General features: G+C 72.0%; 11 protein-coding genes and 1 pseudogene. 7 read left to right on the forward strand and 5 right to left on the reverse strand.

The window, feature by feature from the left end; genetic code table 11:
* Window positions 1–69: 69 nt before the first annotated feature.
* On the reverse strand, window positions 70–1188 hold the full coding sequence (locus AB5J53_RS29670) for a sigma factor-like helix-turn-helix DNA-binding protein (protein WP_369248681.1): 1119 nt from the start codon (window positions 1186–1188) through the stop codon (window positions 70–72).
* Between the two features lie 108 nt (window positions 1189–1296).
* Here AB5J53_RS29670 and AB5J53_RS29675 point away from each other — a divergent pair, with 108 nt between their 5' ends.
* Complete coding sequence (locus tag AB5J53_RS29675) at window positions 1297–2913, forward strand: DUF6350 family protein (protein WP_369248682.1); 1617 nt, start codon at window positions 1297–1299, stop codon at window positions 2911–2913.
* Between the two features lie 274 nt (window positions 2914–3187).
* Here AB5J53_RS29675 and AB5J53_RS29680 read toward each other — a convergent pair whose 3' ends face one another.
* Window positions 3188–4039: a hypothetical protein gene (locus AB5J53_RS29680; RefSeq protein WP_369248683.1), complete on the reverse strand. Its 852-nt coding sequence runs from the start codon at window positions 4037–4039 to the stop codon at window positions 3188–3190.
* Between the two features lie 620 nt (window positions 4040–4659).
* Here AB5J53_RS29680 and purN point away from each other — a divergent pair.
* Both purN and purH read left to right on the forward strand, forming a co-directional pair.
* Window positions 4660–5280 carry a phosphoribosylglycinamide formyltransferase gene (gene purN, locus AB5J53_RS29685; protein ID WP_369248684.1) on the forward strand — a complete coding sequence of 207 codons (621 nt, stop codon included), beginning with the start codon at window positions 4660–4662 and terminating at the stop codon, window positions 5278–5280.
* A complete protein-coding gene (gene purH, locus AB5J53_RS29690; RefSeq protein WP_369248685.1) occupies window positions 5277–6839 on the forward strand; it encodes a bifunctional phosphoribosylaminoimidazolecarboxamide formyltransferase/IMP cyclohydrolase in 1563 nt (520 codons plus the stop codon). Before purN ends, purH begins: the two co-directional genes overlap by 4 nt.
* A 121-nt stretch (window positions 6840–6960) precedes the next feature.
* On the opposite strand, the gene AB5J53_RS29695 is transcribed toward purH, so the two are convergent.
* The 3 genes from AB5J53_RS29695 to AB5J53_RS29705 form a co-directional block, all read right to left on the reverse strand.
* Window positions 6961–8514, reverse strand: a complete 1554-nt coding sequence (locus tag AB5J53_RS29695) for a protein kinase (protein WP_369248686.1) — start codon at window positions 8512–8514, stop codon at window positions 6961–6963.
* Window positions 8511–9257, reverse strand: coding sequence for an FHA domain-containing protein (locus AB5J53_RS29700; RefSeq protein ID WP_369248687.1), 747 nt, complete (start codon window positions 9255–9257; stop codon window positions 8511–8513). Before AB5J53_RS29700 ends, AB5J53_RS29695 begins: the two co-directional genes overlap by 4 nt.
* A 168-nt stretch (window positions 9258–9425) precedes the next feature.
* Window positions 9426–10079, reverse strand: a complete 654-nt coding sequence (locus AB5J53_RS29705; protein ID WP_369248688.1) for a hypothetical protein — start codon at window positions 10077–10079, stop codon at window positions 9426–9428.
* Window positions 10080–10434: 355 nt separating this feature from the next.
* Between AB5J53_RS29705 and AB5J53_RS29710 the strand changes: the two genes are divergently transcribed.
* From AB5J53_RS29710 to AB5J53_RS29725, 4 genes and pseudogenes are all read left to right on the forward strand, one after another.
* Window positions 10435–11289 (forward strand): bifunctional methylenetetrahydrofolate dehydrogenase/methenyltetrahydrofolate cyclohydrolase, encoded by an 855-nt coding sequence (locus AB5J53_RS29710; protein ID WP_369248689.1) that lies wholly within the window; start codon window positions 10435–10437, stop codon window positions 11287–11289.
* A gap of 88 nt (window positions 11290–11377) precedes the next feature.
* Window positions 11378–11845, forward strand: a complete 468-nt coding sequence (locus tag AB5J53_RS29715) for a DUF3017 domain-containing protein (RefSeq protein ID WP_369252541.1) — start codon at window positions 11378–11380, stop codon at window positions 11843–11845.
* Window positions 11846–12283: 438 nt separating this feature from the next.
* Window positions 12284–12865: a helix-turn-helix domain-containing protein gene (locus AB5J53_RS29720; RefSeq protein WP_369248690.1), complete on the forward strand. Its 582-nt coding sequence runs from the start codon at window positions 12284–12286 to the stop codon at window positions 12863–12865.
* Between the two features lie 372 nt (window positions 12866–13237).
* Window positions 13238–14489: pseudogene (locus AB5J53_RS29725) on the forward strand (XRE family transcriptional regulator).
* The last annotated feature ends 389 nt before the right edge of the window (window positions 14490–14878 follow it).

A 14878-nucleotide genomic window follows, 5' to 3' on the forward strand; every position in this document is an offset into this window, starting at 1 on the left:
GTTCGTAAGGCGCCCGGCGCTGGTGGCTGTGCCCACCTGTTCCGCCCCGCGGCACGATTGCCCACAGCACTAACGGTCTTCTGGCACCAGCCTCTCCGGGCCGCTTGCCGTCTCCGACTTGAGCTTGGCCTGGAGCTTCAGTTGGGTCGGGGAGAGGGGGCCCTGGGCGGCGCGGGGTGGTACTCCGTGGACCGTTTCGGCCGGGGACAGGGGGGCCTCGTAGTGGTCCGGGGCCGAGCGGAGCGTCAGGGCCGTGGTGCCGATGAGGAGGACCGTGAAGGCGATGGCCGCGCGGGTCCAGCGACGCGCGCGCTGTTCGCCGTACTGGCGGACGCTGTGGGGCTTCGCCGCCCGCAGCCGCTCCGTGCTCGCGAGTTCGGCGAGCCGCTGGTGCAGCTCCTCCGGCACCGCCAGCTCCGGCAGGCGGGCCGCGACGGCTTTGCGCGCGTGCAGCAGCCGGTTGGCCGCCGCGGGCGTGCTCGCCTCCGTCTCGGCCGCGGTCTCGGGCAGGTCGAGCCCGACACCGTCGTACAGCAGCAGCGTGCGCCGGTACACCGGCGGCAGCTTCAGGAGTACGTCGAGCAGCGCGCGGTCGGCAGCATCGGCGGGCGGTGTCTCCGGGTGCCGGTGGCGCAGGCGCATCCGGTGCCAGGGGGAGAGCGCGTACTCGTACGCGGCCGCCCGCACCCACCCGGCCGGATCCCGGTCCACGGCCACCTCGGGCCAGCGGTGCCAGGCCAGTTGGAAGGCCCGCTCCACGGACTCGCGCGCCAGCTCGCGCCGCCCGGTGAGCAGAAACGTCTGCCGTACGAGGGCGGGTGCGCAGAACGCGTAGAGGGCGTCGAATGCCTGAGCGGGCGTCAGCGCGGGAGTGGGGAGTTCGGGTTCCCCGTCCTCGGGCGGCTTCTCCTCGTAGGAGGGTGGCGCGCCGCCGCCCACCAGTGCGGGAGCGGTCGGCTCCAGACGGACGGTCACCTCGGTCTCCGCGGGCGCCGGCCCGGTCAGCAGCTCTGCGTACGCTTCCCGTTTGCGGCCGCGCGGCGTCGTACGGCCGGTCTCCCAAGAGCGCACCGTCTCACGGGTGACGCCCAGTCTGGAGGCGACCTCGGCCTGGGTCAGCGACTTGGCCTCGCGCAGACGGCGGCGCTCCTCGGGGGCCGGCAGCGGGGTGGTAGGGCTCTGTGTCATGCCGGACTCCACAGGGCGCCCCTTCGTACGAAAAAGTACATAGCTGCATATTGAGCGACACATCCGAGGTTCGCCTGTTACGACGAGAAAGCGCGTGTCGTTGGGAGCATGAGAGTCGTGACCCAAATGACCGACCGCAGGCTGTCGTTGTCGCCCCTGCTCACCCGGATGCGCGACCGATCCCCCGGACTGGCCGCCAGCCTCCTGGGTGGTGCCCTCGCGGCGGGGCTCGGGCTCGGCTCGTTCGCCGTCCTCGTCATGGTGCTGTGGATCAGCTCGCCGTACCCGGACAGCGGGCCGGGCGGAGCGCTGCACGTGGCCGCGGCCCTCTGGCTCCTCGCCCACGGTGTGGAGTTGGTGCGCACCGACACCCTGTCGGGCCTGACCATGCCGGTGGGGGTGACGCCGCTGCTGCTTCTCGTGCTGCCGTTGTGGCTGCTGCACCGGGCGGGGCGTGACGCGTCCGACGCCGAGTCTGAGGCAGGGCCGCGCACGGCGTGGGCGGGGGTCGTCGTGGGCTATCTGTCCATCGGCGCGGCCGCCGCGCTGTATACCTCGGGCGGCGACTTGCGACCGTCCTGGGTGTGGACCGCGGTGTGCCTGCCGCTGCTTGCCGCGGGGGCGGCGGGGGCGGGGGTGTGGACGGCGTACGGGCGTCCGCGGGGGCCGATGCCGTCGTGGGCGCGACGGACCCTGGCGGCGCTGCCTCTTTCCCGCGTACGTCGTTTCGTCAGCGCGTCCGATTCTGTGGCGCCGGAGGCTCCCCGGTTCGTCGGGGGCGTGGTGCGGGCCGCCGGGGCCGGGGTGGCGGTGCTTGTCGGGGGTGGGGCGTTGCTGGTGGCGGCGTCGCTGGTGTGGCACGGGGGGTCGGCCCGCGCGTCGTTCCTGCAGCTCACCGAGGTGTGGTCGGGGCGGTTCGCCGTGCTGCTGCTCTGCCTCGCCCTTGTGCCGAACGCGGCGGTGTGGGGGGCGGCGTACGGGCTCGGGCCCGGGGTCGTCCTCGGTGCGGGGCATGTGGCCGGGCCGCTGTCGGAGGCCGCGCCGGGGTCGCTGCTGCCCGCGTTTCCGCTGCTGGCGGCGGTGCCGGGGGCCGGGGGGCCGTTGAACTGGGCGACTGGGGTGGTGCCGGTGGCCGCGGGGGTGACGGTGGCGTGGTTCGTGGTCGCGGCGGCCGTGCCTGGTTCCGGGGCGGGGGATGCGGGGTGGTCCCGGGGGCGGACGGTTGCCGCGGTCGCGCTGGCCGCCGGGCTGTGCGGCGTTGCGCTTGCGGTGCTTGCCGGGCTGGCCGGGGGGCCGCTCGGGGTGGCGGCGCTCGCCCAGTTCGGGCCGGTGTGGTGGCAGGTGGGGCCTGCGGCGGTGGTGTGGACCGGGGTGGTGGGGGTTCCTGTGGCGGTGGGGGTGCGGGGGTGGCGGCTTCGGGGGGCTCGGGTGGGTGCGTCCGCTGGGCGGGTTCTTCGTGTGCCGCGGCCTTCGTGGCCCTCGTGGCTGTCCTGGCCGTCGCGGGCCCGGCGGACGCCGGCTGACGTGTCGACGGTGACGGTGCCGCCCGCTGCTGCTCAGCCCCAGCCCGGGGCGCTGGACTCCACGCTTGAGCCCGACGAGCCGTACGACTTCCTTCCGGCCGACGCCACGGGTTCGTCTTGGCACGAGGACGTGTCGCGGGAGGCCCGCTGGGCGGCGCTCAAGGAGGCGTCTACGCCTCCGGAGCCGCCGGAACCCGCGTGAGGTTCGTCCGGGGTGAGTTTTTCGCCCCCTCCGCCCCTACCCGTCCCGCCCCCTGGGGGCTGCCGCCCCCAGACCCCCGCTTCGGCCTGAAGGGCCTCGTCCTCAAACGCCGGACGGGCTGAAGAGTGCCGGCCGGCGAAGGATTGAGCCCCTCCGGCGTTTGGGAACGGGGGTCCAGGGGCAGCGCCCCCCGGCGGGGTTGAAGGGGCGGAGCCCCTGGTGACGGGAATGGGTAGGGGCGGCGGGGGCGAAAGACCACCCCCGGCGTCGGCCGTCAGCCGTGTGTTCCCAGCAGGCCCCGGAGGTCCTTCGGGAGGAGGTCGTTGCAGGACTGCTTCGCGGCGTTGGTGAGGGCGTCGTTCGTGCAGGCGTAGTAGTCGCTGTAGACCAGCTGCGCGGTGAAGGTCGCCGCGACCATGATGATGGCGAGCGAGGCGGTGACCAGCCCGCTCACCGCGGCGGTTGTCTGCGGACGGGCATTCTGATCCGGCGCCGGAGTGTCCGGATCCGGAGTCCGGGGCTTGGCGCGCAGGGCGCTGCCGCCCCAGTACAGGGCGAGCGCGCCGAGCAGCAGTGCCACGTACGGCCAGCTGAAGAGGGCGAAGAAGAACGCCCACATCCCGGAGAGCAGCGCATAGCGCGCGCGGCGCTGAGCCGGATCCGTCGGATCCCAGCGCATACCGCTGCTCGGACCACCGCCGGGTCCTTCCGGACCGCCCTGTCCCTGCGGCGCCCCCGGCCGGTCACCGAAACCGCCGCCGGACGAAGGCCCGGGCTGCCGGTCGCTCCACTGGCTGCCCCACGGGGACTGCCCGCTCTGGCCGGCCCCGTCGTTGCTGTCCGTTTCCTGCCCGTTGGCGGGCCGCCGCGGCTGCCAGGGCCGGTCGGGCGTCCCCTCCGGGGGCGGAGCGAACGGATTGTCGTCGGAGTTCGAGGGGTTGGAGGGGGGAGTGGCAGGAGCGTCGGGACCCCGTCCGTCCGAGGAGCCGTTCCCGCCCGCCGAGCCGCGTCCACCTGCGGAGCCGTTCCCGTCCGCGGGCGCGTCCCCGCTCGAGCGCGGCGGGGTGGGCGAAGGACGCTGCTCACGCAGCAGGAGCGGAGGGAGTCGGAGACTGCGGTCCGGCATCAGGTGTGCGTCTTCCCCTTGGTGGTTCTGGTGGGCGGCGTGTCCACACAGCATCGTGCTCGCGACGCGCGCCCCGAGCTTCTTCATCCCGGGCTCGCGGCCCAGGTCTCGAGCCCCGGGCTGACGCCCTGAGCTTCTTACCCCTGGGTTCGCACCCAGGCTTCAACCCTCCGGGCTCAAGCCCGGAGCGTCGTACCCCGGACTCACGCCCAGAGCTTTTTACCTCTGGACTCACGCCCAGAGCGTCGTACCCCGGGCTCGCACCCAGAACTGCTTGCCCCCGGGCTCGCACCCAGAGCGTCGGACCCCGGGCTCGCACCCAGAGCTTCTTGCCCCCGGGCTCATGCCCAGGATGTTCGTCCCCCAGGGCCCGCGCCCCGAGCGTTCGTACCCGTCCCAGGTCAACGTCCCGCGCGCGCAGGGCGTTCCCCCGTGGTGGACGGTGTTCCCGGGTGGATCCTCCCCAGACGCTACCTTCCGGCCACGCCCCCGTCCCGTGGGGGCCGCCCGGTGTGCCGGTATCGTTGCTGACGGTCGGCCGCTTCGTAGACTTCCCCGTATCCCGGGGCGCGAAGCATTCGTACGACCGTACAAACGCTCCCCCGAGAAAGGGCCCCGTCGTGGCCAAGGCCAAGCGCCTCGTCGTGCTGGTCTCCGGATCAGGTACGAATCTGCAGGCACTGCTCGATGCCATCGCGACCCACGGCATCGAGGCCTATGGAGCCGAGATCGTGGCCGTCGGGGCCGATCGGGACGGTATCGAGGGGCTGGCGCGCGCCGAGCGGGCCGGTATCCCCACCTTCGTCCGCAGGGTCAAGGACTACGACAACCGGGACGGGTGGGACCGCGCGCTCGCCGAGGCCGTCGTCGCCCACGAGCCGGACCTCGTCGTCTCCGCGGGGTTCATGAAGATCGTGGGGAAGGAATTCCTGGCTCGGTTCGGTGGGCGCTTCGTCAATACGCATCCCGCCCTGCTGCCCAGTTTCCCGGGGGCCCACGGCGTACGCGACGCGCTCGCGTACGGCGCGAAGGTCACCGGATGCACCGTCCACTTCGTCGACGACGGTGTCGACACCGGACCGATCATCGCTCAGGGCGTGGTGGAGGTCCGGGACGAGGACGACGAGAGCGCTCTGCACGAGCGCATCAAGGAAGTCGAGCGAAGGCTGCTCGTCGATGTCGTGGGGCGGCTCGCCCGCAACGGCTATCGCATTGAGGGACGAAAGGTAGTTATCCAGTGACCGCCGAGAGCAACAAGCGGCCCCTTCGCCGGGCGCTCGTCAGCGTCTACGACAAGACCGGGCTCGAGGAGCTGGCTCGCGGGCTGCACGAAGCCGGTGTCGAGCTCGTCTCCACCGGTTCCACGGCCGCCCGGATCGCCGCGTCCGGCGTCCCCGTCACCAAGGTCGAGGAGCTGACCGGCTTCCCCGAGTGCCTGGACGGCCGCGTCAAGACCCTGCACCCGAAGGTCCACGCGGGCATCCTCGCCGACCTGCGGCTCCCCGATCACCGGCGTCAGCTGGAAGAGCTCGGTGTCGAGCCGTTCGACCTCGTCGTCGTCAACCTCTACCCCTTCCGCGAGACCGTCGCCTCGGGCGCGACGCCCGACGAGTGCGTCGAGCAGATCGACATCGGCGGTCCTTCGATGGTGCGGGCCGCGGCCAAGAATCACCCGTCCGTCGCCGTGGTGACCAGCCCGGCGCGGTACGGGGACGTTCTCGCCGCCGTCAAGACCGGCGGCTTCGACCTCCGTACCCGCAAGCGGCTCGCCGCCGAGGCCTTCCAGCACACCGCCTCGTACGACGTGGCGGTGGCGAGCTGGTTCGCGGACGACTACGCCGCGGCCGACAACAGTGGCTTCCCGGACTTCCTCGGCCACACCTACACGCGCAAGAACACCCTCCGCTACGGCGAGAACCCGCACCAGGGCGCCGCGCTGTACGTCGACGGCACGGGCGGTCTGGCCGAGGCCGAGCAGCTGCACGGCAAGGAGATGTCGTACAACAACTACACGGACACGGACGCCGCGCGCCGTGCCGCGTACGACCACGCGGACCCCTGCGTCGCGATCATCAAGCACGCCAACCCGTGCGGTATCGCGGTCGCGTCCAGCGTCGCCGAGGCGCACCGCAAGGCGCACGCCTGCGACCCGCTGTCCGCGTTCGGCGGTGTCATCGCCGTCAACCGGCCGGTGACGAAGGAGATGGCGGAGCAGGTCGCGGAGATCTTCACCGAGGTGATCGTGGCGCCCGAGTACGAGGACGGCGCCCTCGAAGCCCTCACCAAGAAGAAGAACATCCGCGTGCTGCGCGCCCACAAGGCGCCCGCGAACCCGACCGAGGTCAAGCAGATCGACGGCGGCGCGCTGCTCCAGGTCACCGACCGCCTCCAGGCCGACGGCGACAACCCGCAGAGCTGGACCCTCGCCACCGGCGAAGCCCTGAACGAGGGCGAGCTCGACGAGCTGGCCTTCGCCTGGCGGGCCTGCCGCGCGGTGAAGTCCAACGCGATCCTGCTCGCCAAGGACGGCGCCTCGGTCGGCGTCGGCATGGGCCAGGTCAACCGCGTCGACTCCGCGAAGCTCGCGGTGGAGCGCGCGGGCGCCGAGCGTGCCCGCGACTCCTACGCCGCCTCGGACGCGTTCTTCCCGTTCCCCGACGGCCTGGAGATCCTCGCCGAGGCGGGCGTCAAGGCCGTGGTCCAGCCGGGCGGTTCGGTCCGTGACGAGCTGGTCGTGGAGGCCGCGAAGAAGGCCGGCATCACGATGTACTTCACGGGGACCCGCCACTTCTTCCACTGAGCCCGCCCTGCAATGCCGCGGCCTCCGGCCCTCCCCCGTGGGAGCCGGAGGCCGCCGCGTTGGACACACACAGCCACGGTGGCGCCGGACGCCCGCCGGGGGTACCTCAGAACTCTCAGGGTCACTTCTTCCCGGGCGGGGTGTACTCCTTGAGGTAGTGAGCGACGCGGTCGGCGTAGGCGCGGACCTTCGGGGGAACTCCGCCCGCGTCGTTCACTTTTCGGTACGAGGTCCGGTAGGCGGCGGCGACCAGCACCTGCTGGTCGCCGTCCAGACCCGACCTGAGCCGCGGCACGATCGCACACAGATAGCGGCTCATGGCCGGGATCGACTGGGCGGGCGTGAAGGGGGGCTTGGGGATCTTTGACGTCGGCTTTCCGTCGGAGCGGAGGTAGTAGCGCAGTACGCGCGGAGTCCAGCGGGCGATTCCGTACTCGTCCACAGCGGGATCGGAGAGATGGGCGTCGAAGTTGCTCTCGGACTTCAGCATCGCGGCGATCAGCCCCGGTGTGACGGGCGCCTGCACGCAGTCGTGCGCCGAGTCGACGATCAGGGCCCGGTACGCGACGGGAACGCCCTTGTCCGTACGGAGTTCGGAGGCGCCGTAGTGCGCCGCGCTCACCTTGGCCGTCCGCTTCGCGCCGGGCTCCTGCGCGTCCCCTGCGTCGTTCGCGAGCGCACTGATCCCGTAAGCGAGCGCGGCCACCGCGACCACCCCGGCCGCCGCGCCCAGGACCGCCCGGCCACCGCGACTGGGCCGTCGCGGCAGGCGCGCCGAACGGGCCGCTCCGGCCGCCGCCTCCACCCGCCGAAGCAGCGCCTCTCCGGTGATCCGCTCCTGGTGCGTACGGGCCAGACAGTCCCGCACGATCTCCCGCCAGGCGCCCGGCAGTTGGGGAGAGAGGCGCAGCTCGTCGGTGCCGCGCGCATAGGCGATCGCCGCGTCCCTCCGGGCCGACGGGGTGCCGCCGGGCAGGGGGTAGGAGTCGGTGAGCACGAGGTGGGCCAGCACGCCGAAGGCCCAGATGTCGGCCGACGGTCTGATGCGGCGGCCGCGTTCGCCGATCTCGGCCCAGAGCAGTTCGGGCGGGGTGTAGTCGGGGGTGGAGAAGGCGGGTGTGTACGCGTGGGTGCCCTCCAGCTCGGCGGCCATGTTGAAGTCGGCGAGCCGGGCCGAACCGTCCTCCATCAGCAGCACGTTGGCCGGTTTCAGGTCTCCGTGCACCCAGCCCGCCCGGTGCAGTTGGGCCAGCCCCTCGCAGATCTGCGCGAGCAGCGCCGGACCGGCCGCGGGGCGCGGCGCCCGGGACAGCAGCGTGGCCAGGGAGCCCTCCGCCTTCTCCAGTACGAGGACGGTGGCGCCGTCGAGTTCGGGGCGCGCCGGGTCGTCGACGGTCAGGGTCTCGTACAGCCGGATCAGACGGGGCGCGGAGCGCAGCCTGCTGAGCAACTCCAGTTCACGCTCGGCCAGTTCACGCAGGTGGGTCAGTTGGCGGGGGGTGTGGGTGCCCGTCGGCAGGAACTTGAGGGCGGCGGTGGAGGGGAGGTCCTCGGAGGGGCCGGCCCGCCGTGCTGCGTACACGCTCCCGAAGGCCCCTGTGGCGATCGGCTCGCGCACCTCCCACCTGCCCACCCGATAGCCCTTGGGTACCTGCACGGCGTACGGATCGCTCACTGGCCGGCCCGGGTCGGCGGTGCCGTCAGGACCACCAGATCGTCCTCGCGTACGAGGTCGAAGCGGAGCGCCAGGGAGACCAGGGACTCCTTCTTGCCGTTCAGGCGCGGGCCCGCGTCCGCCGTGTCGGGGCCGGGCTTGAGGCGCAGCTTCACCGCGAGGTAATCGATGTTCCACTGCACGGTGGTGCGGCCGGCGGACGGCCAGACCGGGCGCAGCCGGTCCACGACCTGATCGACCGTGGGGATCGGGGCATGCGGCTCGCCGCGCAGGCGGGGTTCGCACAGGGCGGCGAGGACCGCGAAATATCGCTTGGTGCGGTCGACGGAGAAGGCGGGCGCGGTCGTCGCGCCGTCGAGGGAGCCGGAGGAGCGCAGGTAGTCGTGGCGGGGCGCCCACACCTCGATGGGCAGCAGGTCGCCCGCCGCGGGCAGCACGATCCGGGAGAACTCGAAGGGGACGGGGGCGTCCAGGCGCCCGGGGCCGACCTTGATGTGCTCGCCGGCGCCCTCCGGGTTCTCGACCACGTACGTCTGGTGCGCCGAGAGGTTGCTCAGTACCCAGAAGGCGCTCTGCGCGGTGATCACACCGGCCGCGCGGGAGACGCCCTCGTGCGCGATCGCGAGGTCGTTGTCCGCGGCGGACCGGCCGAAGGTGAGGCGCTCGCCCGGAGCGAGGTGGATCTGCGGGGTGTTGCGCTCGGCCTCCGTGGTCGCCGGAGGTACCACGATGATGCTGTACAAGGTCCGTCTCCCCGTGCACGCGCGGCTACGGGATTCAGGGTAGACAGACGCACCAGGGCCGTGTCCCCCCTTGTGCAGGGTGAGACACGGCCCTTGGAGTGAATGGCGTGAACTGTTAAGTAACGCCGGGCTGTTCAGTGACCAGGTTGTTCGGTGCCGTGGCGCCGTTCAGTAACGCGGGCGCGCGAACCAGGCGGTGCCGCTGGGTACGACCGGTGCCGCCGTGATGATGGCGGCGAAGACGACCCAGATCAGCGGGAGGATGACGGCGGAGGCCATTCCGGAGTCGAGGCCGACGAAGAGCATGATCAGACCGACGATCCCGCCGAGCGCGCCGTAGATGACGGTGGTGATGCGGATGCCCTGGCCGCCCTTGCCGAACTTCACGCCGAGCGTGATCGAAAGGGTCGCGAGGGCCGCCGCGATCAGGCCGATGACCACCAGGACGCCCGTGGCGATGTCGGCACCGTCGCTGAACGAGCTGAACGGATCGTCCGACGACGAGCTGTAGCTGTCCGCCGCGTTCGAGATGTCGTTCGCGAAGGCCGCGACGTAGAACCAGGCGAGAGCCGCGATGATCTGCACCGCGGAGATGATGAACAGGAACACGCGGGCCGTGACCAGAAGGCCCGGCATCGACTGCGGAAGCATCTGGTTGCCGCCCGGGTAGCCGGGGTACGCCGGCTGCTGCGGGTAGCCGTAGCCCTGCGGGGGTACGCCGGGCGGGGCCTGCGGGTAGCCGTATCCGGGAGCGGCCGGCGGAGCGGCGGGGGGCTGCTGGGGCGGCTGCCCGTAAGGGTTGTTCGGGTCGCCGAAACTCATGGCGGGTTTTCCTCCGTTGCCTGGTGCGGGGACGACGCGCGGCACGGTTCGGAGGAATTTCTACAGAGCGGTTCGTCCCCCCGGTACTGCCCGCGGCACTGTCTGCTCATCGTTCTTTAGCCGACTCTTACTTGTCCAGCCGCATTCCTTATGTGTTGTGCAAGTGCAACATCAGTGATCATGGCCGGATACGGCCGAAACGGGCGCCGGAAGGTGGCCGAAGCGGTGCGGTGGGGCCGCCGGGGTGGCGCGGGACGGGCGCTGGAGTGGCGTGGGACGGCCGCCGCAGACGCGTGGGACGGCCGCGGGGTGCCCGGATTGGAACCAGGACCGGGTCATCCGGGAGGATGGGGTCATGACCGCCCAGATTCTCGATGGCAAGGCCACCGCAGCCGCGATCAAGTCCGATCTGACCGTCCGCGTGGCGGCCCTGAAGGAGAAGGGCGTCACGCCCGGCCTCGGGACGATCCTGGTCGGGGACGACCCCGGCAGCCAGAAGTACGTCGCGGGCAAGCACCGCGACTGCGCCCAGGTCGGCATCGCCTCCATCCAGCGTGAACTGCCCGCGACCGCCACGCAGGAGGAGATCGAGGCGGTGGTCCGCGAGCTGAACGAGGATCCCGCCTGCACCGGCTACATCGTCCAGCTGCCGCTCCCCAAGGGCATCGACGAGAACCGCATCCTGGAGCTGATGGACCCGGACAAGGACGCGGACGGCCTGCACCCGATGAACCTCGGGCGGCTCGTGCTGAACGAGCCGGCCCCGCTGCCCTGCACCCCCAACGGTGTCCTCACCCTGCTCCGTCGCTACGGCGTGGAGATCAAGGGCGCCGAGGTCGTGGTCGTCGGCCGCGGTGTGACCATCGGGCGCCCGATGCCGCTGCTGCTGACGCGGCGCAGCGAGAATGCCACGGTCACCCAGTGCCACACCGGCACCCGTGACCTCTCCGCGCACCTGAGGCGCGCCGACATCATCGTCGCCGCGGCGGGCTCCGCGCACCTCGTCCGGGCCGAGGACGTGAAGCCGGGCGCCGCCGTCCTCGACGTCGGAGTCTCGCGCAGCGCCGAGGGCAAGATCGTCGGTGACGTCCACCCGGATGTCGCCGAGGTGGCGGCCTGGATCTCCCCGAACCCGGGCGGCGTCGGCCCGATGACCCGAGCCCAGCTGCTCGTCAATGTGGTGGAGGCGGCGGAGCGCAGTGTCGGCTGAGGGCAGGTCCGAGGACAGTGAGGCGCGGGACGCCGGCGCCGAGTCGGCCGTACGCGCCGAGCCGGCCGTAAGAGATGCGGAGGCGGCCGTGCGGGACGCCGTGAACGCCGGGGACGAGCCGAGCGTCACCGACGCCGTCAGCGCGCCCGACGCCGAGGGGAAGCCGCGGCGCACCACGCGGCGCTTCCCGCGGATCACCCGGGACACCGCGCGGCCCGAGGGCGGCGGCCGGGCGGCGCCCGGGGACGCCCCGGCGCCCGCGCGCCAGTGGCCGATCCTCGCCGTGCTGTCGGCCGTCGGGCTCGGGCTGCTGCTGACCGCGCTCGACGTGTTCCGGTTCGGCACGATCCTGATCGGCGCCGCGCTCCTTGCGGGGGCGGTGATGCGCTGGATGCTGCCGAGCGTGGGCATGCTGGCAGTCCGCTCCCGCTTCACCGACATGCTCACGTACGGCGTGCTGGGCGTGGCCATCGTGCTGCTCGCGATGATGGCTCAGCCCAACCCGTTGCTGGAGATCCCGTTCCTGGACGACACGCTGCACTTCACGGTCCGCTGAACGCCGAGCCTTCGTCTCTGAGATCCGGTCCCTCGCGCACGACGGTGGCCCGCGCCTCCCCCGGAGGACGCGGGCCACCGTGCTTTTCGGGTGCGGGTGCTTGTGCTCGTACGTGACAGCGGCCTGTGCTCGTACGTGACTTCGGCCTGTGCCCGGACATGACCGCGATCCGTCTCCGGACATGATCGTGGCCCGTCCTCTCCCCCGAGTAAGGACGGGCCGCGACCGGGCGGGTGTTCCGCCCGGGGTCAACACTTGTGCACGGGAACAGGCTGTTCAACACCTGGCAGTTCGCTGTGGCACGGAAGTGACCATTCCGCTACGGGGTCCGTGCCGTGTGCCGGGAACCGTCCGCCGGGCGGTGCCGCCGAGCGTTCACGGGAACCGTCCGCCGCCCGGTGTCGTCCCTCGCTCAGGGAACGCCGAGGGAGGTCAGCGATGAGTTCCTGGCAGCCGTTGCCGGAGCAACTTCCGTCGGAGGTACGCCACTTCGTCGAGCAGCTGCGGCAGCTCAAGGACCGCACCGGCCTCAGCCTGGTCGCCCTGGGCGCGCGCACCGCGTACAGCAAGTCCTCCTGGCAGCGCTACCTCAACGCGACCCAGCCGCCGCCCCGGCAGGCCGTCGTCGCGCTGTGCCGGGTCGCGGGTCTCGTGACCGAGGACACGGAACGCTTCGGCGTGCGCTGGGAGCTGGCGGTGCGGGTCTGGCCTCGGGTGCCGGTGGGTGACGGACCGGTGTCCGGTGGTTCGGGGTCTGGCGGTTCGGGGTCTGGCGGTTCGGTGTCCGGTGGTTCGGTGTCCGGTGGTTCGGCTGTGGGTGGGCCCGCGCTCGATGGGGCGTCCGCGGGTGGGGCCGTTCCCGGCGCGTACGAGGACGACCCCACGCTTCCGTGGTGGGACGCGCCGCCGTCCGAGGCATCGTCTTCCGGGGCCTCCATGGGCCGCCTGCCCCTGTACGCCGCCCTGCTTCTGCTCGTTCTCCTCCTCGTCGCCCTCGTCGGGGCCGTCACCCTCGGGTGAGCCGAGGGCTTCCGGGGCTCCTGAGGTCCCGGCTGTGTTGTCGTTGTGTCGATGTCTTGACAAGTTCAAGGATTTGCACTGATCCATTACAACAGTCGGGTTAACGTGGGCAATCGGGACGGTCCGGGACGTCCCGCGCGGAGACCAGGGGTTCGACCGGTCGCACAAGATGCCGGTGGGACACTGGACCGCATCCCAACGGGCGTGCAACGGTGCATGCTCCGGCCCGAATGCTCCCGTGCGCCCCCACCCCGGGAACTGAGATCCTGACCGAGCGCATCCCTGTGGGTAGCCAGAACGGGGACTCGGCGGAGGGGCGCCACGCGCGGGGAGAACAGTCGTGCACGTACGGGGGGAAAGAGGGGGGAAGCAATGCCTCGTTGGAGGGCCTTGCCGGATGAACTCGATCCGCAGGTCAGGGAGTTCGCCAGTCAGCTGCGTCGGCTCGTCGACCGGAGCGGGCTGAGCATCGCCGCCGTGGCCGACCGCACGGGCTACAGCAAGACGTCCTGGGAGCGTTACCTCAATGGGCGGCTGCTCGCGCCCAAGGGCGCGATCGTCGCGCTGGCCGAGGTCACCGGGACCAATCCCATCCATCTGACGACCATGTGGGAGCTGGCCGAGCGCGCCTGGAGCCGCTCGGAGATGCGCCACGACATGACCATGGAGGCGATCCGGATCTCCCAGGCGCGCGCCGCGCTCGGGGAGTTCGGGCCGACTCCGGCGAAGGGGAGCAACGGCCAGCAGGCCGCCCGTAAGGGCGGCAGTGCGACCGCGACGCCCGGGATCGCCGGGCCCGCGGGGGTCTCGCCGACGGTGCCGCCGTCGGTGCCGTCCGTGCCGTCGCAGCCGTCCGGTCCCGACGCGGGGGAGTCGTCTTCGTACGGGGGGTCTGCGTACGGGGGTGGCTCGCGCGGCGGTTCCGGGTACGGCGGGTCCTCGTCCGGGGGATCCCCGTCCGGGGGGTCCTCGTCCGGCGGCGCGGGGCGTGGTGGCAGTTGGGGGGTTGTCGCCTCGCCGTCCGACGGGGGCGGGCAGTTCGGTCCCTCGGCGCCGGCCGGACCGGCCCGGCCGGCCGGGGGGCCGCCGCAGGACGCGCGGCCCGGCGCCGCGGGGCCGGGGGGCGGGGGGGCGGCGGGGGCGGCGGCTCACGATGTTCCTCGCGGGGATTGTCGGCGCGCTCGTGGTGATCGCGGTGGCCGTCTATCTCACCAGTGGCGGGGACAAGAAGAACGCGGGCGACACGCCCAAGACGCCGTCGGCGTCCGCCAGTATCAACACCGACCTGCCGGCCGGGGTGAAGTGCAGTGGCGCGGACTGCACCGGCAAGGACCCGGAGAACATGGGCTGCGGCGGTGAGTTGGCCAAGACCACCACCAGCGTCACCGTCGGTAAGACCCTCGTCGAGGTGCGCTACAGCGAGACCTGTGGCGCCGCCTGGGCCCGGATCACCCAGGCCGCGGTCGGCGACCGGGTCGAGGTGTCCTCGGGCAGCGCGGCCAAGCAGACCGGGTCGGTCATCGCGGACACCGACGCGTACACCCCGATGGTCGCGGTCAAGGACGCCGGCGACGCGACGGCGTGCGCGACGCTGAAGTCGGGCCAGAAGGGCTGTACGAAGTAGCGGTTCGCCCCGATCGCCTTTCCGCTGGTGGGTGGGTCGGGGCCGTGCCGGTACATCCGCCCCGTCGCCGGTGGCAGATCGCTTGGCTTGCATGGTCCTGCTTGTTGGCAACCACGTAAGCGACGGGGCATGTGATGTACCGGCACGGCCCCTTCCGTGCGTGGGCGGGTGAGTGGGGGCGTGCGTCCGCGGCTGCGGGTGCGTGGCGTGTGCGACTGCGGCTGCGTGGGGCGTGCGTCCGCGATTGCGGTTCCGTGGTGGCGTGCGTCCGCAACGGTGGCTGCGTGGTGTCCGCGACTGAGGCTGTGTGGGGCGTGCGTCCGCGACTGTGGCTCCGTGGTGGCGCGCGTCTGCGACTGCGGGTCTGTGCTGTGTGCGTCCGCGGCGGT

Source organism: Streptomyces sp. R41 (assembly GCF_041053055.1).
GTDB lineage: Bacteria > Actinomycetota > Actinomycetes > Streptomycetales > Streptomycetaceae > Streptomyces.

Excerpts from the sequence above, each read along its gene's own strand:
- AB5J53_RS29670 (WP_369248681.1), bottom strand. The coding sequence starts at position 1,188 with ATGACACAGAGCCCTACCACCCCGCTGCCGGCCCCCGAGGAGCGCCGC.
- AB5J53_RS29675 (WP_369248682.1), top strand. The coding sequence starts at position 1,297 with ATGAGAGTCGTGACCCAAATGACCGACCGCAGGCTGTCGTTGTCGCCC.
- AB5J53_RS29680 (WP_369248683.1), bottom strand. The coding sequence starts at position 4,039 with ATGCCGGACCGCAGTCTCCGACTCCCTCCGCTCCTGCTGCGTGAGCAG.
- AB5J53_RS29705 (WP_369248688.1), bottom strand. The coding sequence starts at position 10,079 with ATGAGTTTCGGCGACCCGAACAACCCTTACGGGCAGCCGCCCCAGCAG.
- AB5J53_RS29710 (WP_369248689.1), top strand. The coding sequence starts at position 10,435 with ATGACCGCCCAGATTCTCGATGGCAAGGCCACCGCAGCCGCGATCAAG.
- AB5J53_RS29720 (WP_369248690.1), top strand. The coding sequence starts at position 12,284 with ATGAGTTCCTGGCAGCCGTTGCCGGAGCAACTTCCGTCGGAGGTACGC.